The following is a 22,188-nucleotide window of genomic DNA, read 5'->3' on the forward strand; positions in this document are numbered from 1 at the left end:
GCGACCTTACTAAACAAAAATAAAATATAAATTACGATACTGTATTACAATAAGTAATTACGATGCTGTATTGAGTACTTTATGGCGTTTTAACGACCAGTACGCAGTAACAAAATAAATAACAGTACAAATAAAACAGGCAATTTCGAACTGCGACTTATTAGCGCTGTACATCACCATAGTGTCACTGAAAAACATCACTTGGCTGGCAAATATAAAAATAATCACCAATGAAATAGTCGATATGCCATTAAGAACTTTGGTAAATACAGAGCTGTCAATTACTGGCTTTGGAATGTCTTTAGCCTCAGCTGCTTGATATTCTTTAATATCACGTTGCTCTTGCTCTTCTGCTGCAATCTCTTGCGTGTAATCTTCACCGGCACCGTATTTTTTAGCTAAAAGTGTGTAAATAACGATGGTGAAAATCCAGGTAGGAATAAACAAGTAGTAAAACGACATTATATCAATTGCGTTTAAGCCAAAACCGAACACAAGTGCAAGTGCCCATGAGGCAATAGCAGGGATACTGCGGGTAATATTTTTATATTTAGCCCAGTAACGTGTTAAGCCAATTTTAGGAAATAACACATGCTCGGCAAATACAATGCCGCCCACTGGCACAACTAATAAACCGGCGTAGGTAAGTAGTGGTAGCATTTGTGAAAATACAAACGGGAAGCACGCAATAATCACGGTTACAACACCTACAATAGCGGTTGTACGCTCACGTGACTGATTTACAAAAATCGATTGTGCAGCAAGACCTGCGCGGTATAGGTTTGCGTTAGCTGTAGTCCAACCGGCAATAATTACAATAACAAATCCAGTCCAACCTAATGCATGGTATGCAACATCGCCCGGATCAAGTGACGAAATGGTTGTTTTAAGTAATACCGCAACACCTGCGCCCATAATACCGGCAGAGATCCACGCTAAGTAATGACCAAAAAACATACCCACACCAGAGAACAAGCCATAGCTTTTGCGTTTAGCAAATCTAAAAATAGCCATGTCGATTAAACCAAAGTGAGTAATTGAGTTAGCAGCCCATGCAAAGCCAATCACTTCTAATAGGCCAATACCTTTTTCACCATCGGCATTGGTGCCCGTCCAGATGGAGGAGTCGCCTATGGTCATAAAGTCGCTAAAGCTAGTTAAAGAGGTAGAACCCAATACGTGGTTTGAAAGCTCAGGGAATAACGCGAACGAGCCTGCAATAAATATAACAAATAGCCAGGGCGCACACAGTTTTGAAAAGTCAGCAACGGTTGAAAAGCCATACATAGCAACAAATACAACAATTGAGCCAACGGCTAAAACAATGGCGACAAACCAAAAGCTGTTTGGATACCAATCAAGCTGCGCGGGTATGTCGAACAAAAACCGCACGGCCGTGGAGGAGACCGTGATCATGGCCGCCGATATAACACTAAAAATAACTACATTAGCCCAGTTATAGAGCTTGGTCATTGAGTTACCAGCAATTTTGTTTAAGTAGTTATATAAACTTAAGCGGGTTTGTACTGCAATGGGTGCCGTAATTAGCCACCAAGAACACATTGCTAACAGGTTACCTATTAATAACCCCAATAGAATGTCGATGGTTGATGCGCCTAATGCAACAAAGGTTGCGCCAATAACAAATTCAGTGGCAGCAACATGTTCACCAGCGTATAGCCCTGCAAAGTGTTTCCAGCCGTGAAGCTTATTATTAGCAACCGGAAGTTGCTCTTCGTTTACATCTTTAAATGTGTGTGTGTGTGGACTCGTTGCCATGGTATTTCCTAGTTGTTAACAGCAAAGTACTTAATACCTAAAGACTTTGCTTCTTATAATTTAGTTTTATAAACGCGTAACCACTTGTTTTAGTTTTTATAATTAATATCAGTACTAACAACGCTTATATTTTGCCACTTATAAACCCTATAAATGTGTGTTGGTATAAGTAGCCATGTTTAAATGTTTTTACTTTTAAGTGCAGGATAAGCTGTAAAAAACTGCTGCCAATGAGTTAAGTGAGCAACATTTGGATACGCTTTACGAACATAGTTAATGGCCGTTTGCATGTGCTGCCCGCCACTGTAATGCAGTACTTGCATATTGGCATTTATGGCTGCACATACGCCAGCTTCGCTGTCCTCAATGACCAAGCAATGCTCTGGTTTTACGCCCATTTGCTTAGCTGCATGTAAAAACAAGTCGGGGGCGGGTTTACCACGCTTTACTTCACTGCTGGTAAATATTGCATTGCTAAAACAGTTGCTTAAATTAACTATATCTAATGCTTTAGCTGTACGTGCTGGGCTGCTACTTGTGGCAATACATTTGGGCACAGCTAAGTTATTAAGTACTTCGTTTATGCCATCGGTTGTACTGAGCGCTGAACCAAACTCATTTAAGAGCGCTTCTCGGTAATCATCTTCAAAGCTATTTGGCAAAGTGACATTAAAGGCGTTTTGGATTTTTTGACTTACGGTTTTAAAATTACACCCCAAAAAGTGTTGCTGTACATATCCGCGGTCAATGTTAACCGTTAAATACGCAAGCATATCAATCAACACTTGAGCGCTGAGTATTTCACTGTCGATGACTACCCCATCGCAATCAAATATTACTAAATCAATTTTAGCGTTCATTGGGTTACCTTAAACATTTACTTTTTGTGCAAAACACCAAATGAGCATAAGCCCGGCTAGCGAGCATATTCCCTTTATTGTTTTTGAATGTCAACAAAAAGTGAACGAATTTACTTGTCGCTACTACAAACATAAATAAACAAAACTAAAAGCCGCTGTATTTAATCAAGTTTACAAAAAATATATAAATCTAAAATTGGATCTAAAAGTATATTTTAAGCCCCTCTTGCAATCTTATTTATGAATTATTCTAATATATTTAATCAACTTTACCGAACAAAGGAATATTCATACACTCCTCAACAGTTAAACAGCCAGCAGCACTGCCGGCAATTTTAAATAATAAGGTCGACATGAATATTTTATTAAACGCAATAAACAAGAATACAAAACTAACATTAAGCACGTTAGCACTTGCGATGGCATTACCAGCAAGCGCGGCTACATTAACTAAAGACAACGGCGCAGCTGTTGGCGACAACCAAAATTCAATAACTGCAGGCGAGCGCGGCAGTGTGTTATTAGAAGACGTACAACTAATTCAAAAACTACAACGCTTTGCACGTGAACGTATTCCTGAGCGTGTGGTACATGCGCGTGGTACGGGTGCTCATGGTGTATTTGTGGCATCAAAAAGTTTAGATGATTTAACCATGGCAGCACCTTTTACCGAGGTCGGTAAAGAAACTGACGTTTTTGTACGTTTTTCATCGGTAATTCACTCAAAAGGTAGCCCAGAAACACTGCGCGACCCACGTGGCTTTGCGATTAAATTTTACACCGATCAAGGTAACTGGGATTTAGTGGGCCTTAACTTACCGGTGTTTTTTATTCGTGATGCAATTAAATTTCCAGATATGATCCATTCATTAAAGCCATCACCTGTAGATAACATTCAAGATCCTAACCGTGTTTTTGACTTTTTTTCATACGAACCAGGCTCTACTCACATGTTAACGTGGGTTTATAGCGACTACGGCACACCAGCAAGCTTACGTAAAATGGATGGTTGGGGTGTTCACTCTTACAAAATGATTAATAAATTGGGCGATGTTAAGTACGTTAAATTTCATTGGGTAAGTAAACAAGGCATTGAGAATTTAAATGCAAAAGAAGTCGCTGAAGTTCAAGGCCAAGACTTTCAACATTTAACACGTGATTTATACAGCGAAGTAAATAAAGGTAACTTCCCAGAATGGGATCTATACATTAAAACGCTTGATCCGTCGCAGCTTGACGACTTTGATTACAACCCATTAGATGCAACAAAAATGTGGTTAGGTGTAAAAGAAGTGAAGGCAGGTACATTAACGCTTAATCGCATGCCAACTAACTTTTTTCAGTCAACAGAACAAGTAGCAATGGCACCGTCTAACATTATTGCGGGTATTGAACCCTCAGAAGATAAGTTATTACAAGGGCGTGTATTTTCATACGCAGATACGCAAATGTATCGCCTTGGTGCTAACCATCAACAGTTGCCAATTAACCGTGCAAAAGTGGAGGTAGTTAACTACAACCAAGACGGCGCAATGAACTATGGTAATACTCAAAGCAACGTAAACTATCAACCAAGCCAAGAGAACCTAGCTGAAAACCCAATTGCCCGTAGAAGTAATACAGAGCTTAAAGGTTTTGTACAACAAGCAGCCATTAAAAAGCAGCAAAACTTTGCGCAAGCAGGTGTTTTATACCGAGGTTTTAGTAAGCAAGAACGTACTAATCTGATCAATAACCTAGCGGGCGATTTAGTAAAAATAAAAGACAGTAACGTTAAGCACAAAATGCTTAGCCACTTTTACAAAGCTGATAGTGAGTACGGTACACGTTTAACTAAAGCCATTAATGGCGATATTAAAATAGTTAAGCAGCTGGCAGCTAACCTGTAATTAGCAAGTTACAAAACATTAGTCCCAACTAAACAAGCTGTTATATAAGTAACCACAACCATGAGGAAGGAGGTAACCAATCCCCTTCCTCTTTTTAAAAGGTATAAAGTAATGCGTAATTTATTGATTATAGTAGTGCTACTAATAAGCTTTACCAGTAGTGTTTACGCTAAAAATACAACGGATACACAAACACCTAGTACACAACTTGAAAACCAACACTCAGCGCAAACACTATACGAGAGTTTATTTGCTTATTACTTTGCTGCTGCACGTACCAACGATACCGCTGTAATTAAGCAATTTGTAAGTGCCGGCATTCCTATCGACAGCTATAACAATAAAGGTTACACCGCATTAATGATTGCCACTTACCATGGTAATAAAAATACGGTAAACACACTTTTACACTTAGGCGCTAATGCTTGCATGGAAGACAACCGAGGCAACACAGCGCTAATGGCCGCTATTTTTAGAGGTGAGTTTAGTATAGCCAAAACACTGGTATCACTTGATTGCGACAACGCACATCAAAACAAAGCAGGCCAAACAGCCGAACAATTTGCACACACATTTGGCCAACAAAAGGTTATTGAGTTACTCGCGCAAGTTAAAAATTCTAAATAAAGTTCAAAAGCCCTTATAAAAAGAGCTTTAGAGGTAAGTAAACTTTAGCTGACTGTTTTTTAAGTCGTTACTTTTACATTATATTTTTGGGGCTTATCTCGCGTAACAAAATAACAAACAAGCGATCCAAGCGTTACCAGTACGACTCCTTGATAAAACGACGCACTAAGTGACACCAATAAATACAGCGCCGAAATAATAGTAGAAAACACCGGTGTAAAGTACGAAAGCGTACCCAACAACATTAAGTTACCGCCAATAATAGCTTGATTCCACAGTGCATAACCACTGCCAACAACTACACCCGCAAGTAACAATGTCATGCTTGAGCTGATTGAAAACGTTAATGGCGCTTCATTACTAAAACCATATTGCGCCCACAAACTCATTGCCGTAACAGTAAAAAATAACGTAATAGCATTTTTACCATTACTTATTTTTTGCGTTACTACGCAATAAATAGCCCATATAAACGCGGCAGCTAATGCCATTAAATAAGTAGCAGGATTATCAGCAAAGTTAGTAACTAACGTATCGACTGACATTTCTTGATCGCCCGTAATACACCAAGCAACCCCTAAAAAAGCAATGATCATACTTGGGTAAACCCAGTAACTTACTTTTTTACGCCCAATAATAATAGAGAGCAATATAGTCAGCGTGGGCCATAAATAATTAATTACCGCCATTTCCATAGCCTGATGGCGGCTATTTGCCATACCGATAGAAAGTGCCAAGCAAATTTCGTACGACACAAATAATAAAGTACCTACTACCAAGTAGCGTTTCGAAAATCCACTAAACTTAGGCACTCCCATAACCAAAATTAAAAATATCGCACTGACAGAGTACATTGCCGCAGCACCACCAATGGGGCTAAACAACTCAGAAATATCCCGTAGTAATGCCACTAAGCAGCCCCACAGTAATATTGCAGCGACTCCATAAAGTGTATATTTATTTTTGCTTATAAAATCCATATTAAACCTAAAGTACTACTTAATAATTTGAAGCTAAACTAACAGTAATTTTTTGTTTTAACAATAACATGCCGTTAATCTGCAGTGCATAACTAGCATTATCAAAGCTAAATATTATCACTATAGTTATAAGCAATAAGCGTAAACAGCCATTCAGTGTTTAAATTTAGCAAAGCAGCACAAACGCTAGGTAAATTAAAGTTACTGACTCTTTTGTCTCGTATTACCACTTTTACAGTGGTGTGGTTAAATAACTCACTAAACAGAGAAAGCAAATATGAACAAGTTCACGACTCCCGATCTATACGACGAACACCGTGATAGCGTACAAGTAGCCGACAGTGGATTACAGCACTTTGGCAACAAAACCACCTTTAGTGGTCAAGTCGTTACTGTAACGTGCCCCGATGACAATTCGTTTGCCGCTGAAATACTCCATCAAAATGGCGTAGGTAAAGTGCTGGTTATTAACGGCTTTGCTAGTAAACGCTTTGCATTTATTGGCGATATTATGGCAGAGCGTGCTTTAAAAAATGGCTGGGAAGGTATAGTTATAAATGGTTGTTGCCGAGATATTGAGATTCTTGCTACCTTAAATTTACCTATTATGGCGCTTGGCTCAACACCACGCAGTACGTTAAAGCGAGGTTGTGGTGAAAATAATCAAGCTATTGCCATGTTAAGCGTCTGCATTGAGCCTAATGATTGGCTTTACGCCGATGTGAACGGACTAATTGTGAGTAAACATAAACTTAGTTAGTTGCTAAATCACAACTGAAACAGATTAGCTGCCGCTTTTTTTAATAAAATCTTAAACAAAAAAGCCCAGCATTGCTGGGCTTGTGTCATATTAATAGGTAACTATTTTATTAGTTAAAAGTTACCGTCATATTGTGCACGTTGCTCAGCTTTTGGCATTGCATCACCCATATTTATAGTGTTGAACAAAGCCTGGAGGGTTCTTAAAATATCCTTATAACTATACGAGTAAGCCGATGATTTTAAATTTGTTTTTATAAAAGCTGATTGCTGTAACATGAAACTCTTCCTTAGAATTCTTATGTAACACTACCTAATTTTTGAACAACTTACAATACAGTTTTTACATTCGTTCACAGTTGTTAACCACCTGTTTTGCATCTCACGATAAGCATGCTTTGCAGTCTCTTACGTATCTATTTATTTAACCCAAACTAACTATTACTTATTGCAGAACACACTGTAATTAACGAAGCCAAAATTAACATCAGTAGAGGAAAACTAGTAATAGTCATTTAGAATAAAGCTGTAAAACAAAAGCAATCAATAAATTTAGTTTATAGTCGCTTTTAACTTATTTAACGCATCAACTGAAAAGCCTCTATCGTAAAAATACAGTATTTTACCGCTGTTATTTATAAGTACTACACGGGTATTGTTGGGATTTTGATTACCAGTGAATTTTTGTGCTTTTTCGCCGTCTTTATAAATAGTGATCACCCCTGCCCAAAGCTCTTTTGGAATTCCTTTGCGCATACCACTGTCTATAAATGCGCTAAACATACGAGGCGCCATACCTGCAATAGTGGGTAGTTCGTAGGTAGGAATAATAACACCGCTCATGTCTAAACCAATTAACCATCGATCAATGTCAAACTGACTATCTTGCTTATAACCTATAAGCAAAAGTGTTTTATCTGCATTAAAATCGCTTGGAATAGTCACTTTATTTTGCGTTAAACTTTCACCATTAATCGTTGGAAATTGTTTACCCGTTACTTGCTGATTGGGGTACTTAGTGGAGCATGCCGCTAGAAGTATAAATAAAAAAGCAGTGAGTATTGATTTAGCCATAGTAAATCCTATATTAAATTTTTAGAGTAAACGTGAGTAATAATATACGCTAAGCGTTACTTTATCGATCTAGCTATATACTCTTTAAATTCTAAAATAGGCATAGGACGGCCATACTTCCAGCCTTGCCCGTAATGTACCCCTGCTTCTTTTAAAATGACTTCTTGCTCTGTTGTTTCTATGCCCTCTGCCACACAGGTATAACCAAATTTGTGTACCAACTCCATAATATTAGGGATCATAGACGCTTTTAAGCCTTCCGTAGCTATGTCTTGTACAAATGAACGGTCTATTTTAAGCTGATGGAAACTCAAATTATGTAAGTTTTTTAAGTTTGAATAACCAGTGCCAAAATCATCAAGTGACAAGCGAAAACCCGACTCGATTAATGTTTTAAAATAGCCATGAGCAATAGTTGAATCTAAATACTCGTCTTCGGTTATTTCTAAACAAATTACAAATTTAGATTGCATTAATCCGGTTATTTTCGGTAATGACAACACATTCCCTTGCTCTACATCACAAGGAAAAATATTTAATGACACCTTAAATCCACTTGGTAACTGCTCTGCACTTTCTAACTCATTAAGTACAGTGTTAATCATTATTTTGGTAAAAGACCAAGTTAAATTAATTTGTCTAAGTATAGGAATAAATTGATCCGGTGTAAGCACCCCGTAATCATCTTTAAAGCGCGCAAGTACCTCGCAACCAATTATTTTTCCGCTTTGTAAATTAACTATTGGCTGATAAACCCAATAAAAATTACCGCTCTTTAATCCCCTACGTATCCTGCTTACAATTGAGCGGCGCGTAGTTAGGTGCTCATCAACTAATAAGCCACACGAAATACTCACCAAGCAAATTAAAATAAACGAAATAATGAATAGTTGACGATTATCGGTAAAAAATACATCCCATGGCAAATACAAGGCAACACAATAATTTCTATTATTATTACTGCACGTTATATTCGTTTCGTAATGTAAATAGTCATTACTTTTTATATTATTATGAAGCCCTGTTTGCCCAGCTAAATGAAATAAGTTTTCAGATTCTTTATAAAAAACCTGCCAATTAGGCGTTACAATAATTTTAGGATCGAATACTTCTGATTTTAATATGAGGTTATAGTTGCCTTGGCGAATAATTAGTACTTTTAGTGGGCGCTCGGTAAAGAGTAATAAGTAAAGTTCAGGCTCAAAGCGTATGCCTATTTGTGAGGGGCTGTTTTTATTTACAGTATAATCTGGTTGGTTATCTGGTAAAGGATTTTCAAGCATACCAGTACCTGTAGTACAGATTAATGTATTATTTTTAAAGTAGCCTATATCAATAGCAAACTTGGCATCAAATAGCATCCGCCGCATAGCAAGTAAATTCGCTTCGTTACAAGTAGTAAAATTTAGGTTATTTAATTTAGTTAAAACACGAACGCTTTCCTCTACACCATCGTCTACTTGGGAGAGTAAATATTGTGAGTCTGAATGTGTTTGCGCTACTAATTTTTGACCCGCAAAGTACAATAAAATAAAGCAACCTAATGCAAATATAAATCCACCTGATAGCAGTACTACTATTATTTTTTTAGGATGCTGTTTCATTGTAAATTGAGGTATTCCCATTTATGCAAAGTCCTTTAATAATTACATAAGTAACTGAAAATTCAAGTTTCTGATAATATATTTACAATAAATATTTAAAAATTAAAACTCACGAATAATCGCCTCTAATGCATCACTAATTTTTTGATGCTGTTTTTCGTCCAAATGCACACCATCCTCATTTGAAACACTCACAATCCTTGCCAAATCATAAAATGAGCATTGTTTTATACTAGCAACATTTTCAAATGCTGCAGCTAATTGCACTACTTTTTGCTCTGCCCCTTTGTATACGCCTGAGTAACTTCCGACTTCTCGTACATGAGCGGGACTAAGTATTAAAATTTTTGGAGAGCCTGGCGCATTGCTTTGCTCATAAAAATTCAATATTGAATCTATTAATGCTGTTAACCCAGCGGCAATATCGTGCACATTTAAATTAAACCGATTTTTCAGATCGTTAGTACCTAAATCTATAATAATTAAATCTATTTCAAGTTCATTTAAGTAAGACTGTAAATAAGTTACGCCCGATAACTCACCTGCAAACGGTGGGTTGTTTACTAAAGCACGGTTAGGCTGCCCAGCTTCTATTATTGTAAAATTAGCCCCTAACTTTACAGCAAGCTTTGCTGGCCAGCGCACTGTAGCACTAAATCGTTTTCCTGTTTGCGGATTTAAACCCCAAGTATTGGAATCCCCAAAGCATAATATGTTTTTTATCATTAAAAAGGGTTTAGCGTATAGCCCTGCTGTTGTAACTGCGCATGTGCTGTCATTGCCGATAACGACATTTTTACGCCTTTTATTAACTGCTCAGGAGCTACTTTATAGTGCGTGGCCGACTGCCCACATACATAAACCACCGTATTATTAGCAAGTAATTGCTCAATTAAGCTTTGATTTTTGTTATCGACTTCAAAGCGGTTTTTATATGTATTATTATCAAGCACATCTACGCTTGCACTGCCATGTATTACGAGTGCCAGCTCTATATTTTCTGGTTTAATACCATGTGCTATATGCATATTGATAAACCGCGCTAAAGAATTCATACCATTATTTTGCTCACCCTTTTGCGCGCCTTTACCAACATCAAAGGCAATTTTAAAATGTGTGTTTTGCGTTATAGGTGCATGTGAGGGTACATTATAAAAAAAGCCAAAGTCTTTTATTGCGGGCTCTAAGTCATTCGCAAATACTGGCAGGCTTACAAACATTAGGCCAAGACCTAAAATAAAAGATTTCATTAATATTATTCCTTTTTATTTTTAATATTTTAATTAATAGTCATTTTTTGAACTACTTTAAGCTATCTACGAGTAATGTTTTACCCTAGTTGCCAATAATAGTAGCCGCCAAATAACGCACTGCAGTTAATAATGATGGTGAGCCAAAGTACGGCTATAAAAATACGCTTTTGTGATTTATGCCTAAACCATTGCTGAGCGATTAACGCCCCCGGCCAGCCACATAATAATGCTAATAGGTGTAAAGTTCGCTCTGGCACTCTCACCACGGGCTGCTTTTTACTCATGGCCAAACGTTTGTCCCATTTATAAACTAAAATGGTAATTGTACTCATAAGTACGTACACACTTGCGGCAATAGTAGGCCAATAGCCAAACAGCCCTCCTACGGTTAATACACACAAAAAACCAATCGAAAAAAGTAATAATGCTTTTTTAATCAAGTAACTCTCACCTATACTGTATCTAGGCCATACCCAGATTCACTTATACTAGGCAGTAATTATGTCATATTTAAAAACACTGATACTAACCTTTTGCATTGTATTTACAACCACTGTAAATGCACAGCCAGCTGATTTAGCTAAAGAGCTCAGCGCATTTAAGCCATATTTAGGCACATGGCAGGCTAATTTTACAGTCCCTGAAGGTGCAAAGCCAAAGCAAGACATTAGTAAATGGCAGCGGGCTTTAAACGGTAAAGCTATTCGTACTATACATTCAATCAATGAAGGAGAGTATGGCGGCGAGTCGATGATATTTTACGATAGTAAAAAAGACTCATTAGTATTTTATTATTTCACTACGGCGGGGTTTTACACTAAAGGCACAATGAAGATACTTAGCCCTACTCAGTTTGTAGCCTATGAAGAAGTAACGGGAAATAAAGAAGGCATAACTAAAGTTAAGTCTACCAGCGAAATTAAAGGTGATGAATTTATTGTATCAACCTCGTACTTAAAAAAAGGCGAGTGGACTAAACCTGCAACCCGAACCTATACACGCAGTAACCAGCAGGTTAAGTTTCAATAAAGCGTTTATAACAACATTTAATTGAAAAAGGCAGCCAAGGCTGCCTTTTTCATAACTACTTAGAATTTATAAACTACTTTATGAATTTTTTAAATGGTTCATCAACTGGCGTATCTGCAAGGTGGTTAGTGTAGTTACTCATTACTTTTTGCGATAAGCCTACAATAATTTCAAGCAGTTGTTGCTTGCCATAACCCGCTGCAAAAAACTTTTCAATTTGCTCATCACTTATCACACCGCGGTCACGTGCCATTGCAAGTGTGGTTTCACGAAGTGCTTCAAGCTTAGGATCAGCAAGTGGTGTTTTATTTACTAGCGAATCAACAATACCTTGATCAACTTTCATTGACGCTGCAATTGCACTGTGGGCTGGCACACAATAATGACAGTTATGTTCAACGTTAATTGATTGCCATACAACCGTTAATTCTTCAGCATTAAATGACGTGTTTTGAAACAGCTCATGCAGTACTTGATAACCTTTAAGTAAAGTAGGTGCTTCTGCCATTACTGCATGTAGGTTCGGTACCATACCAAACGCAGCTACTGAATATGCAGCCATAAGAGATTTTGATTCTTCAGGTGCATTTTCTGCTTTATATAAAGTAAATTCTGTCATGTTTAGCTCCAATAAATAATTAGTTAGTTAACTTCGAGACACATACCATTTGATTTTGAGCAGTTGTTCAATTTAAAATTGAGCATGTGTTCAAATAATTGAGAAATGAGATGGCGAATAAGATTAAGTTTGAGCGTGAGACAGTTGTCCGCCTTGCAAGTCAGCTATTTTGGGAAAAGGGTTTTCATGCAACATCGACGCGTGATTTACAAGAAGCTATTAATATGCGACCTGGCAGTATCTACTCTGCTTTTGGCTCTAAGGAAGGGCTTTATATTGAGTCTTTACGAGACTACACAGTACAAATGGAGAGCCAGATTAAAGAGTGCCTATCCACATCAGATACTATTTTGGGTGGGCTGCGCGCTTTTGTTGAAAATGTAATAACAAAAAAAGAAAGTGCGCCTAGTGCTATTTGTATGCTGGTAAAGGCCAACTGTGAATTTGCAGATAAAGACAGCAATTTATATCAACTAAGCTTAGATTTAATTGATAAATTTGAAAACTACCTTTCGGTTCTTTTTGAACAAGCAATAGCAAAAAATGAGTTAAGTAATAATATATCTGCGCAAGAGTATGCACGCTTTTTTGAAGTGCAGTTTACTGGTTTACGTGGTTATTTTAATCGCCCGGGTGTTGAGTCACTGGCTCAGCCAATGATAGATCAAATGTTTAAGATCATAAAAAGCTTATAAACGTCTCATTTTAGTTATTTGAACAAAAACGGCAGTAATTTAAATTACTGCCGTTTTTATTTTGTCTCAGTGCTAAATAACTATTACGTTTTTAACTTATTAAGTTCTGAGTCTTGTTGCGCAACTAATTTATTAAGTACTTCACTGCTGTCGCCTGCTTGTGAAGATAAATCAGATAGCTGCGAAGCCGCGTCTGATATCAGCGTTAAATTACGGTTTATTTCTTCGCTCACTAAGCTTTGCTCTTCGGCTGCGGTAGCAATATGCGTAATTTGATTGGTAATTTCGTCCACTTTAACTACCACGCTATGCAATGCATCAAACGCAACTGAGGTTTCATCAACTGCACTTTGTGCCCGCACTACGCCTTTTTCGATAACCGTTGAGGCATTACCTACTTCAAGCAACAAGCTATCAATTAATCGACTAATATCATCGGTTGATGAGCGCGTTTTTGACGCCAGTGCACGCACTTCGTCTGCAACAACCGCAAAGCCTCGACCATGATCACCCGCTCGTGCAGCTTCAATTGCAGCATTTAGCGCAAGTAAGTTAGTTTGCTCTGAAATAGTACGAATAACATCTAAAATTTGCGTTATGTCGTTACTGCGCGACGCCACTTTTTGCACCGCTTGGTTAGCTTCTTTGATTTCTTCAGACATAGTTTTAACTTGGCTCATGGCTGATGACAAACTCGTTTCACTGCTTACCACTAAGCTATTAATTTCACCTGCTTGCTGCGCCGATTGTTCTGATGCGCGCGCAACGTCAAGCGCAGTTGCACTCATTTCGTTCATTGCGGTAACTACGCTTTCAATTTCATGAAATTGCGCCTGTACATTATGTTTAGTATCAATAGCAATATTGGAAGTTAACTCGCCTTGATGTTTAGTCTGCGTTGATACATCTTTTAATTGCGAAATTAAAACTCGTAATTTTGATAAAAAGCTATTAAACCCACCTGCAAGAGCAATTAACTCAGCATGAGTATCAACATCAAGTGTTTGAGTTAAATCTCCCTCTGAACTAGCTAAATTATCAACTCGTCCTTGGATTTGTTTAAGTGGGGCTACAACACTACTGACTACTACTTTCATCAGAGCATACGCGATAACGGCGATAATGCTGCCTGTGATTAAAATTATTATACCTAATGCCTTTGCAGCATCAGACATACCTGTCGATAATTTGTTTGGCCCTTCTAAAGCAATCTCTGCGGGCACTTCTATTAATAATGTCCAATTCACTTTTGCTAGTCTAATATTGATAGGGTAAGAAACTATAATTTCGCTACCTTGCTTATCAATATCCGCAGTACCTTTCATTACACTATAGTTTTCATAAACAGAAGCTTCTACAGCCTCTTTAAAAGGACGTCCTAGTTTATCTTTGTAATGGCTACTACCTACAATTAAACCTAAGTGACTCAATAAAGTAACTTTTGTTTTACCACTATAAAGCTCTTTCGATAATTTCTCTGTTAACTTTTGAAATACAGGAAGCGTAACATCTACTCCAGTAACACCTATAAATTCTCCTGATTTTATTATTGGCACAATCAGAGATGTCATCATTTCTGAATAACCTGGTGATATTTCATAAAGATAGGGCTCCATAATACAAGCCTTTAATTTCTCTCTAGAACATAAATACCACTCAGACTCGCGCAATCCAAACTCATTACGATTAGTTAGGTATTTTTCAGCAGCGTCTTCTACTGGTTCTTGTTTGATAACTCCGCTTTTGCTTCTTGTTAGGTAAATTTCTAGTGTCCCTGCACCTTCAACCGAATGCGAGTACCCTTGTGTATAATCTTTATCTTTACCATCAAAACCATTCTTCTCAAACTGCGAGTATATAGAGGTAAGTGATTTATTATTATTAATGAGTGATTTATTTAATGAGACCGCCGAATTCCGATCGAAAGAATTATTTTTTGCAGCGTCACCTAAAATAGTAGCTGCCGAGAAAGGCACCTGATAGACCTCGTTAATAAACCCAGCAATTTCTTCACCATAAGCTGCGGCATTAGCAGTTAGTTTACTATACACTTCAGCAATAATAATGGTCTCAGCTGAAGCTGATGTCTCTGTATTACTTGATGATAACTGTGACCATAAAATACCCGACAATAATATTACTGTTAACAATATACTCCCAACACAAATCCACAGTAACTTTTTTGCTAACGCTATTTCCCGCATCAAACCCACCTTATCTCATCTTTAAATATGCATTATCTAGTTTAGACTAACAATAAACTATTGAGTAAATTAATCTCTATAAAAAACTTCATAACTTAAGGCGTATTAACCTTTGCACTGTATACCAACTCAAGCTGAATCCGCTTTAATTACAGTAGGTAGCATTTATGTTGTATTTTTGAAAGTCATTGTGAAATTAATAAATAATTTCATACCAAGTATTTAATAAAAAGGCGAAAAATAATTCCTCCGCCTTTTTAATGCTATATTACTTAACTCAGTACACTATTACGTTTTTAACTTATTAAGTTCTGAGTCTTGTTGCGCAACCAATTTATTAAGTACTTCACTGCTGTCGCCTGCTTGCGATGATAAATCTGATAACTGCGAAGCCGCGTCAGATATTAACGTTAAATTACGGTTTATTTCTTCGCTCACTAAGCTTTGCTCTTCGGCTGCGGTAGCAATATGCGTAATTTGATTGGTAATTTCGTCCACTTTAACTACCACGCTATGCAATGCATCAAACGCAACTGAGGTTTCATCAACTGCACTTTGTGCCCGCACTACGCCTTTTTCGATAACCGTTGAGGCATTACCTACTTCAAGCAACAAGCTATCAATTAATCGACTAATATCATCGGTTGATGAGCGCGTTTTTGACGCCAGTGCACGCACTTCGTCTGCAACAACCGCAAAGCCTCGACCATGATCACCCGCTCGTGCAGCTTCAATTGCAGCATTTAGCGCAAGTAAGTTAGTTTGCTCTGAAATAGTACGAATAACATCTAAAATTTGCGTTATGTCGTTACTGCGCGACGCCACTTTTTGCACCGCTTGGTTAGCTTCTTTGATTTCTTCAGACATAGTTTTAACTTGGCTCATGGCTGATGACAAACTCGTTTCACTGCTTACCACTAAGCTATTAATTTCACCCGCTTGTTGCGCCGATTGTTCTGATGCGCGAGCAACTTCAAGTGCAGTTGCGCTCATTTCATTCATTGCAGTAACTACGCTTTCAATTTCGTGAAACTGCGCTTGTACATTATGTTTAGTGTCAATAGCAATATGCTGGGCAATTTCACCTTGCTGCTTAGTTTGATCAGACACATCTTTTAGCTGTGCAATTAACACTCTAAGCTTAGTTAAAAATCGATTAAAGCCATCGGCTAATGCAATTAGCTCTGCATGCGACTCTACATGCAGCGTATGGGTTAAGTCGCCCTCCGAGCTAGCAAGGTTATCAACGCGTTGCTGAATTTGCTGCAGTGGAGCAACAATACTGCCAATAACTAGCTTCATAAGAATAAAAGCAACAACTGCAATTGCTAAACCGGTTATTAAAATAATAACCCCTAGTGACTGCGCAGTTTGCTGCATGTTTTGCGAAAGAGCTTGCGGCCCAGCCAGTGCAAGCTCTGCTGGCACTTCTATAATTAATGACCACTGCCTATTAGCAAGCTTAATATTAATTGGGTAATTAACTAAATACTGATCGTTAGCTTTAAAAATACCACTGTGATCTTTTAGCTTTTCTAAATTATTAATCGTTACTGCGTTAACAGCTTCTTTAAAAGGACGCCCTAATTTAGATTTATAATGGCTGCTACCAACCACTAACCCCAAATCACTCAGCAAGGTTACTTTTGCTTTGCCATTATAAAGTTGCTTAGAAAGCTGCTCTGTCATGGTTTGAAATGTAGGTAGTGTTAAGTCAGCGCCAGTAATACCAATAAACTGCCCTGATTTTAAAATAGGCACTGTTAAAGACGTTAGCATAACCGAATCGCCAGAGGGAATTTCGTATAGGTAGGGTTCCATAATACACGGCTTAAGTGTGTCTTTAGCACATAAATACCAATGTGCCTCTCGAATACCAAACTCGTTAAGTGTTGTAATGTATTTATCTGCGGCGTTAGCTACTTTTTGCTGCTCAATAACACCGTTTTCGTCGCGGGTAATATATACTTCAAGTGTGCCAGCACCATCAACAGAATGTTTATAACCTTGCTGAAAGTAGGCGTCTTGGCCGTCAAAAGCGTTGGCTTCAAACTGTGAGTACACCGATGATAAAAGAGTGTTTTTTTCAATAATAGCGTGGTTAATACTTACCACTGTATCTCGGTTTAAGCTATTTTGCTGGGCTGCGTCGCCAAGTAATGCTGCCAATGTATAAGGAATTCGGTAGGCTTCGTTAATAAACCCAGCTATTCTTTCACCGTAAACAGCCGCGTTTGCATTAAGTTTTTCTTCTACTTCAGCAACTATATATTCTTCAGACTTGGCCGCTAAATCTTTATTACTTAATGACAACTGCCACCATAAAATACTAGACAGTACTAATACAGTTATAAATATACTGCCCACTGAGAGCCACAACAACTTTTTTGCTAACGCTATTTCCCGCATTCATCACACCCTTTAATTAATTAACGTATATAGTTTAGTTGATCTATAAAATGAAGCTATTAATTTAGTGTAAAAACAGCAATCTCATACAAAAGTTTAGTTTTAACGTTTAGCTAAAAAGGCGGTGGCTATTACAGCCATAATAAGTAAAAAAACACTAACCCATAAACACGCCGCTAACCCATAAGCCTGAAATACCCAACCAGAAAGCACAGTGCCCAGTAAGCGCCCCATGGCATTGGCCATGTAATAAAAGCCTACATCGAGCGACACACCATCACTGCTGGCAAAGCTCACTATTAAATAACTATGTAGCGATGAGTTAACCGCAAATACCCCACCAAAAATAAATAAGCCCACTATAAGCGTATAATTTACCGCACTATTAAATTGCATTAGCAGCGCTAAAACGCCAGTTACAACGCACAATAGCGTAACCCATTTATATGCTTTATTAACTGTATTAAAACCAGAGGTAATAACTTGTCCAGTAATTCGCGGTGCTTGCGATTGCACTAACCCATACGCTATTACCCACAGTGCCATAAAGCCACTCACCCAAGTATGGTTCCAGTTAAATTGCGTGGCTAAATACACAGGCAGAGCCACTACAAACCACACGTCTCGCGAGGCAAATAAACACAATCGTGCGGTGCTAAGTAAATTAATAGCGCGAGATTTAGAGAATAACGTTTTAAATTTAGGTTTGTTTTTGGCCTTACCTATATCGCCTTTTAAAAAGACTAAACTTATAACCCAGGCAACACTCAATAAAACGATTAAAGTAAACAACGCACCAACAAAACCAAATAAAGTAAGCAGTACCCCACCTAAAAAGAAGCCCACTCCTTTTAATGCATTTTTAGAGCCTGTAAGTATGGCAACCCATTTATATAATTGACTTTGCCCACTGCTGTTTTGCGGCACCAAATATTTAATCGCGCTTTTGGCGCTCATTTTATTAAGATCTTTGGCAATCCCACTTAACGCTTGTGCTGCCATTACATAAGCAACCGTTAACCAATCTGTTGGCACGCAAAGCATAGCAAGCGCAAGTATTTGCAGCCCTAAGCCTATATTCATGGTTTTATTTAAGCCAAGTTGCGCTCCTAACCATCCCCCCACTAAGTTAGTGATCACGCCAAATATTTCGTAAAACAAAAACAACATAGCAATCGCTAATGCGCCATAACCTAACTGATGAAAATACAGCACCACTAACATTCGCAGTGCGCCATCGGTTAAAGTAAAAGCCCAATAATTGCCGGTAATGATAAAATACTGTTTTAGTGAGCTTGGTAAGTTAGCTAGTTGCGCAAACATTAAATTAGCCTATTAACTTGATTGATCACTTAAACCAACTTTTAGCATTAGCTCTGCAGTACGATTTGCATAGCCCCACTCGTTATCGTACCAAGCATATAATTTAAGCTGAGTGTTGTTAATTACCATAGTTGAAAGCGCATCTATTATGCTGCTGCGCGGATCGGTTGCGTAATCAATCGATACCAGTGGTTTTTCCTCGTAACCTAAAATACCTTTAAGCTCGTTATTAGCCGCACTTTTAAACCAGCCATTTACTTCATCTTCACTAACGCTGCGCTGCAGTTCAAACACACAATCGGTAATTGAGGCATTAGTAAGTGGTACACGTACAGCATGGCCGTTTAATTTACCTTTAAGCTCAGGAAAAATATGCGTAATAGCTGTTGCGCTGCCTGTTGTTGTTGGTATTAAACTTGTGCCACAAGAACGTGCTCGGCGTAGGTCTTTATGTGGTGCGTCAATAATGGTTTGCGTGTTGGTAATACTATGAATAGTGGTTATGGAGCCGTGTTTAATTCCCACTTCTTGTTGCAGTACCTTCACAATAGGCGCTAAGCAGTTGGTGGTACAGGAGGCCGCAGTAACTATTTTGTGCTCACTTGGCTTATAAAGATGATCGTTCACCCCTACTACTATATTTAAAATGCCCTCTTCTTTTACCGGTGCGGTCACCACCACGCGTTTAACACCTTGGGCTAAATACGCATTTAGTAACTGGGTCGTTTTCATTTTACCGCTAGCTTCTATTACTACATCGCAACCAGACCAATCGTTGTCGTTAATGGTTTTATGGTTGCTTACAGTTATATTGTGTTTGCCAACCTCAATAATATTATTAGTAGCAGTAACAGAATGATGTAGACGCCCATGCACTGAGTCAAACTCCAATAAATGGGCATGGGTTTTAGCATCGCCCGCTATATCATTTACTTTTATAAACTCTATATTTGGCCAGTCAACCGCTGCGCGCAGCGTTAAACGCCCCATACGGCCAAAACCGTTAATGCCTACTTTAATGGTCATAATAAAATACCTTTTGTTATATTAATTACTTAATCTGAACTCTGGTTAAGAGATTTACTAACGTATTGAGTCATAGTTATATTTAATTTTATTTTCTCTAGCCAGAGGTTTTCAGTGAAAATAGCTGCTTGAGATAAGTTTATTACCCACAGATCAGGTTACTTAGCAACAGCGCTCAGGGCGATTACCCATAGCATTTAAGCGCTCTAAATCACTTTTATAAAATGATGCTGTTGCAACACGTGTTTGCGTAATTACTGTTTGTGCCCAATCTGGTAGTGCCTTATTAATACTGTAGTACACCCATTGGTTTTGTTTTCGATCTGTAAGCAATCCGCATTGGCGAAGCTGTGCTAAATGACGTGACACTTTAGGTTGGCTTAAATTAAGTGCCGCAACTAATTCGCAAACACATAACTCTTGCTGATCAGCAATAAGCAGTATGGCCTTTAACCGTGTATCGTCCGCTAGGCATTTATAAAATTGCAGGGGGTTGAATTGTTCCATAGCGTCCTCGTATCGTTAATATGTACACAATAAAACAAAAAATGAATATATGAAATAGTGAATATACGATTTTTCGTATATTTATTTTTTATGACCTCAAAAACAAAAAAGCACACAAGGTTATTGTGTGCTTTTTAAATATTAGCGAGTTTTGTTATTAAATAACCGACAGCTCAACTTCAATATTACCGCGTGTTGCGTTTGAATATGGGCATACTAAGTGCGCTTTATCTACAAGCTCCTGTGCTTGCGCTTTATCCATATCACCCAGCGACACTGCTAGCTTAACTGCAATACCAAAACCACCGTCAATAGCGCCAATCGATACTTCTGAATTAATGTGCGTGTCACTTGGCAGAGTAATTTTCTCGCTGCCCGCTACAAATTTAAGCGCACCAATAAAGCATGCCGCGTAACCTGCTGCAAATAGCTGTTCAGGGTTAGTTCCTTTACCATCATCGCCGCCTAAGCCTTTAGGAGTTGATAAATCTACATTTAAACGACCATCATCAGATTTAGCAGTGCCTTCACGGCCACCGGTTGCAGTTGCTTTTGCTGTATAGGCAACGTTTTGTAATACATTCATAATGAACTCCAAAATTTAAAAAATTAATTAACTTATTTAGTTTGTGTGCAAAATAATAGAGCAACTAAATATAGATTGCAAATACTTTGCATACAAATTAAAATGCACTTTATTCAGCAAAGAGGTTAAAGCATGTCATTTGAGCAGTTAAAATTAAAAAATCAGTTATGTCATCGTTTATATATGGCCTCTAATAGTATTGCTCGCGCTTATAGGGAGCCTTTAGCTGAACTTAATTTAACTTATCCGCAGTATGTAGTAATGATGGCACTGTGGGAGCAAGACCAAATAACCATTGCCGAGCTTATAAATAACACCGCGATTGATGGCGGTGCAATGACCCAAATACTAAAAAAAATGACCGATAAATCATTACTTGCCGTAGTAAAAGACGAGCACGACAAGCGCAAGCGTTTAGTACAACTCACTCAACAAGGGCAATCACTAAAGCTAAAAGCGGCTGATATACCCAGCAAAGTGCTGTGTAAATTTAATAACGTAAATACAGAGCAAGCAAAACAACTAATGCAATTACTCGACTCAGTCGTTAACGATTTATCTGATTAATGCATAAACTATTTAAAATAGCGCGTGTATCAAATAAGTGCATACAGCCCAAAAAAACCACCATATAAGTGCAAAAAGCTAACAACTCTTTTATGTAAAAATACTAATTCATTGATTCGTATTCATAAAATATTCAATTAAACGTTGGCATACTTCTTCCTATTACTTTATGTGTTTAAAAAAAATCAAAGGAAAAGCTATGTTTAATTTATATCACACACTTTATTTACTATGGCGTTTAGATGTTAGTTTTTGGCAAGTAAACGAGCCAAATAATCCGCGTACTACCGCTGATAAAGAGCGTATTCTCAGCCGTTAAGCTTTTCTTGTTGGTGTCGCTTTGCAAGTAAACCCAATGCATTGTATTGTATTGTTAGTTCTATTAAACAATTTATTTG

General features: G+C 37.9%; 22 protein-coding genes. 6 read left to right on the forward strand and 16 right to left on the reverse strand.

Annotated features, from left to right (window positions below):
- Positions 1–57 precede the first annotated feature (57 nt).
- Together CIK86_RS15790 and CIK86_RS15795 are read right to left on the reverse strand one after the other, a co-directional pair.
- On the reverse strand, positions 58–1,779 hold the full coding sequence (locus CIK86_RS15790) for a hypothetical protein (RefSeq protein ID WP_086996846.1): 1,722 nt from the start codon (positions 1,777–1,779) through the stop codon (positions 58–60).
- Between the two features lie 179 nt (positions 1,780–1,958).
- On the reverse strand, positions 1,959–2,639 hold the full coding sequence (locus CIK86_RS15795) for an HAD family hydrolase (protein ID WP_086996843.1): 681 nt from the start codon (positions 2,637–2,639) through the stop codon (positions 1,959–1,961).
- A gap of 353 nt (positions 2,640–2,992) precedes the next feature.
- On the opposite strand from CIK86_RS15795, the gene CIK86_RS15800 reads away from it, so the two are divergent.
- Positions 2,993–4,528: a catalase gene (locus CIK86_RS15800; RefSeq protein WP_086996840.1), complete on the forward strand. Its 1,536-nt coding sequence runs from the start codon at positions 2,993–2,995 to the stop codon at positions 4,526–4,528.
- Between the two features lie 111 nt (positions 4,529–4,639).
- Positions 4,640–5,155: an ankyrin repeat domain-containing protein gene (locus CIK86_RS15805; RefSeq protein ID WP_086996837.1), complete on the forward strand. Its 516-nt coding sequence runs from the start codon at positions 4,640–4,642 to the stop codon at positions 5,153–5,155.
- 59 nt (positions 5,156–5,214) lie between these two features.
- On the opposite strand, the gene yddG is transcribed toward CIK86_RS15805, so the two are convergent.
- Positions 5,215–6,135, reverse strand: coding sequence for an aromatic amino acid DMT transporter YddG (gene yddG, locus CIK86_RS15810; RefSeq protein ID WP_086996834.1), 921 nt, complete (start codon positions 6,133–6,135; stop codon positions 5,215–5,217).
- A gap of 277 nt (positions 6,136–6,412) precedes the next feature.
- Between yddG and CIK86_RS15815 the strand changes: the two genes are divergently transcribed.
- Entirely contained in the window at positions 6,413–6,895 is a 483-nt protein-coding gene (locus tag CIK86_RS15815) for a putative 4-hydroxy-4-methyl-2-oxoglutarate aldolase (RefSeq protein ID WP_086996831.1), read from the forward strand.
- Between the two features lie 113 nt (positions 6,896–7,008).
- On the opposite strand, the gene CIK86_RS15820 is transcribed toward CIK86_RS15815, so the two are convergent.
- From CIK86_RS15820 to CIK86_RS15845, 6 genes are all read right to left on the reverse strand, one after another.
- Entirely contained in the window at positions 7,009–7,173 is a 165-nt protein-coding gene (locus tag CIK86_RS15820; protein WP_176359685.1) for a hypothetical protein, read from the reverse strand.
- A gap of 273 nt (positions 7,174–7,446) precedes the next feature.
- The gene (locus CIK86_RS15825) at positions 7,447–7,968 is read right to left on the reverse strand and encodes a hypothetical protein (RefSeq protein ID WP_086996828.1); all 522 of its coding nucleotides are present in this window, start codon (positions 7,966–7,968) and stop codon (positions 7,447–7,449) included.
- A 56-nt stretch (positions 7,969–8,024) separates the two neighbouring features.
- Positions 8,025–9,593, reverse strand: coding sequence for an EAL domain-containing protein (locus tag CIK86_RS15830; RefSeq protein WP_086996825.1), 1,569 nt, complete (start codon positions 9,591–9,593; stop codon positions 8,025–8,027).
- A gap of 81 nt (positions 9,594–9,674) precedes the next feature.
- Positions 9,675–10,298 carry an SGNH/GDSL hydrolase family protein gene (locus CIK86_RS15835; protein WP_086996822.1) on the reverse strand — a complete coding sequence of 208 codons (624 nt, stop codon included), beginning with the start codon at positions 10,296–10,298 and terminating at the stop codon, positions 9,675–9,677.
- The gene (locus CIK86_RS15840) at positions 10,298–10,822 is read right to left on the reverse strand and encodes a DsrE family protein (protein WP_086996818.1); all 525 of its coding nucleotides are present in this window, start codon (positions 10,820–10,822) and stop codon (positions 10,298–10,300) included. The genes CIK86_RS15835 and CIK86_RS15840 overlap by 1 nt, the downstream gene beginning before the upstream one ends.
- Before the next feature lie 80 nt (positions 10,823–10,902).
- A complete protein-coding gene (locus tag CIK86_RS15845) occupies positions 10,903–11,265 on the reverse strand; it encodes a DUF1294 domain-containing protein (protein WP_086996815.1) in 363 nt (120 codons plus the stop codon).
- Between the two features lie 61 nt (positions 11,266–11,326).
- Here CIK86_RS15845 and CIK86_RS15850 point away from each other — a divergent pair, with 61 nt between their 5' ends.
- Positions 11,327–11,854 carry a hypothetical protein gene (locus tag CIK86_RS15850; RefSeq protein WP_086996812.1) on the forward strand — a complete coding sequence of 176 codons (528 nt, stop codon included), beginning with the start codon at positions 11,327–11,329 and terminating at the stop codon, positions 11,852–11,854.
- Between the two features lie 73 nt (positions 11,855–11,927).
- Here CIK86_RS15850 and CIK86_RS15855 read toward each other — a convergent pair whose 3' ends face one another.
- Positions 11,928–12,473 carry a carboxymuconolactone decarboxylase family protein gene (locus CIK86_RS15855; RefSeq protein ID WP_086996809.1) on the reverse strand — a complete coding sequence of 182 codons (546 nt, stop codon included), beginning with the start codon at positions 12,471–12,473 and terminating at the stop codon, positions 11,928–11,930.
- Positions 12,474–12,583: 110 nt separating this feature from the next.
- On the opposite strand from CIK86_RS15855, the gene CIK86_RS15860 reads away from it, so the two are divergent.
- Positions 12,584–13,168, forward strand: coding sequence for a TetR/AcrR family transcriptional regulator (locus CIK86_RS15860; RefSeq protein ID WP_011329821.1), 585 nt, complete (start codon positions 12,584–12,586; stop codon positions 13,166–13,168).
- A gap of 83 nt (positions 13,169–13,251) precedes the next feature.
- Here CIK86_RS15860 and CIK86_RS15865 read toward each other — a convergent pair whose 3' ends face one another.
- From CIK86_RS15865 to CIK86_RS15890, 6 genes are all read right to left on the reverse strand, one after another.
- On the reverse strand, positions 13,252–15,372 hold the full coding sequence (locus CIK86_RS15865; RefSeq protein WP_086996806.1) for a methyl-accepting chemotaxis protein: 2,121 nt from the start codon (positions 15,370–15,372) through the stop codon (positions 13,252–13,254).
- Positions 15,373–15,660: 288 nt separating this feature from the next.
- Positions 15,661–17,781, reverse strand: a complete 2,121-nt coding sequence (locus CIK86_RS15870; protein WP_086996803.1) for a methyl-accepting chemotaxis protein — start codon at positions 17,779–17,781, stop codon at positions 15,661–15,663.
- A gap of 102 nt (positions 17,782–17,883) precedes the next feature.
- On the reverse strand, positions 17,884–19,104 hold the full coding sequence (gene arsJ, locus CIK86_RS15875; protein ID WP_086996800.1) for an organoarsenical effux MFS transporter ArsJ: 1,221 nt from the start codon (positions 19,102–19,104) through the stop codon (positions 17,884–17,886).
- A gap of 12 nt (positions 19,105–19,116) precedes the next feature.
- Entirely contained in the window at positions 19,117–20,130 is a 1,014-nt protein-coding gene (locus tag CIK86_RS15880; RefSeq protein ID WP_086996797.1) for an ArsJ-associated glyceraldehyde-3-phosphate dehydrogenase, read from the reverse strand.
- Positions 20,131–20,292: 162 nt separating this feature from the next.
- Positions 20,293–20,637 carry a metalloregulator ArsR/SmtB family transcription factor gene (locus CIK86_RS15885; protein ID WP_011329817.1) on the reverse strand — a complete coding sequence of 115 codons (345 nt, stop codon included), beginning with the start codon at positions 20,635–20,637 and terminating at the stop codon, positions 20,293–20,295.
- Between the two features lie 157 nt (positions 20,638–20,794).
- Positions 20,795–21,223, reverse strand: coding sequence for an organic hydroperoxide resistance protein (locus CIK86_RS15890; RefSeq protein ID WP_011329816.1), 429 nt, complete (start codon positions 21,221–21,223; stop codon positions 20,795–20,797).
- A gap of 132 nt (positions 21,224–21,355) precedes the next feature.
- On the opposite strand from CIK86_RS15890, the gene CIK86_RS15895 reads away from it, so the two are divergent.
- Positions 21,356–21,790 carry a MarR family transcriptional regulator gene (locus tag CIK86_RS15895; RefSeq protein ID WP_086996794.1) on the forward strand — a complete coding sequence of 145 codons (435 nt, stop codon included), beginning with the start codon at positions 21,356–21,358 and terminating at the stop codon, positions 21,788–21,790.
- Positions 21,791–22,188 lie beyond the last annotated feature (398 nt).

Source organism: Pseudoalteromonas sp. JB197 (genome assembly GCF_002332205.1).
GTDB classification, from domain to species: domain Bacteria; phylum Pseudomonadota; class Gammaproteobacteria; order Enterobacterales; family Alteromonadaceae; genus Pseudoalteromonas; species Pseudoalteromonas nigrifaciens.

Bases quoted from the DNA above. Each gene is read 5' to 3' on its own strand.
- CIK86_RS15790 (WP_086996846.1), bottom strand. From the start codon at position 1,779: ATGGCAACGAGTCCACACACACACACATTTAAAGATGTAAACGAAGAG.
- CIK86_RS15795 (WP_086996843.1), bottom strand. From the start codon at position 2,639: ATGAACGCTAAAATTGATTTAGTAATATTTGATTGCGATGGGGTAGTC.
- CIK86_RS15800 (WP_086996840.1), top strand. From the start codon at position 2,993: ATGAATATTTTATTAAACGCAATAAACAAGAATACAAAACTAACATTA.
- CIK86_RS15805 (WP_086996837.1), top strand. From the start codon at position 4,640: ATGCGTAATTTATTGATTATAGTAGTGCTACTAATAAGCTTTACCAGT.
- yddG (WP_086996834.1), bottom strand. From the start codon at position 6,135: ATGGATTTTATAAGCAAAAATAAATATACACTTTATGGAGTCGCTGCA.
- CIK86_RS15815 (WP_086996831.1), top strand. From the start codon at position 6,413: ATGAACAAGTTCACGACTCCCGATCTATACGACGAACACCGTGATAGC.
- CIK86_RS15820 (WP_176359685.1), bottom strand. From the start codon at position 7,173: ATGTTACAGCAATCAGCTTTTATAAAAACAAATTTAAAATCATCGGCT.
- CIK86_RS15825 (WP_086996828.1), bottom strand. From the start codon at position 7,968: ATGGCTAAATCAATACTCACTGCTTTTTTATTTATACTTCTAGCGGCA.
- CIK86_RS15830 (WP_086996825.1), bottom strand. From the start codon at position 9,593: ATGGGAATACCTCAATTTACAATGAAACAGCATCCTAAAAAAATAATA.
- CIK86_RS15835 (WP_086996822.1), bottom strand. From the start codon at position 10,298: ATGATAAAAAACATATTATGCTTTGGGGATTCCAATACTTGGGGTTTA.
- CIK86_RS15840 (WP_086996818.1), bottom strand. From the start codon at position 10,822: ATGAAATCTTTTATTTTAGGTCTTGGCCTAATGTTTGTAAGCCTGCCA.
- CIK86_RS15850 (WP_086996812.1), top strand. From the start codon at position 11,327: ATGTCATATTTAAAAACACTGATACTAACCTTTTGCATTGTATTTACA.
- CIK86_RS15855 (WP_086996809.1), bottom strand. From the start codon at position 12,473: ATGACAGAATTTACTTTATATAAAGCAGAAAATGCACCTGAAGAATCA.
- CIK86_RS15860 (WP_011329821.1), top strand. From the start codon at position 12,584: ATGGCGAATAAGATTAAGTTTGAGCGTGAGACAGTTGTCCGCCTTGCA.
- CIK86_RS15865 (WP_086996806.1), bottom strand. From the start codon at position 15,372: ATGCGGGAAATAGCGTTAGCAAAAAAGTTACTGTGGATTTGTGTTGGG.
- CIK86_RS15870 (WP_086996803.1), bottom strand. From the start codon at position 17,781: ATGCGGGAAATAGCGTTAGCAAAAAAGTTGTTGTGGCTCTCAGTGGGC.
- arsJ (WP_086996800.1), bottom strand. From the start codon at position 19,104: ATGTTTGCGCAACTAGCTAACTTACCAAGCTCACTAAAACAGTATTTT.
- CIK86_RS15880 (WP_086996797.1), bottom strand. From the start codon at position 20,130: ATGACCATTAAAGTAGGCATTAACGGTTTTGGCCGTATGGGGCGTTTA.
- CIK86_RS15885 (WP_011329817.1), bottom strand. From the start codon at position 20,637: ATGGAACAATTCAACCCCCTGCAATTTTATAAATGCCTAGCGGACGAT.
- CIK86_RS15890 (WP_011329816.1), bottom strand. From the start codon at position 21,223: ATGAATGTATTACAAAACGTTGCCTATACAGCAAAAGCAACTGCAACC.
- CIK86_RS15895 (WP_086996794.1), top strand. From the start codon at position 21,356: ATGTCATTTGAGCAGTTAAAATTAAAAAATCAGTTATGTCATCGTTTA.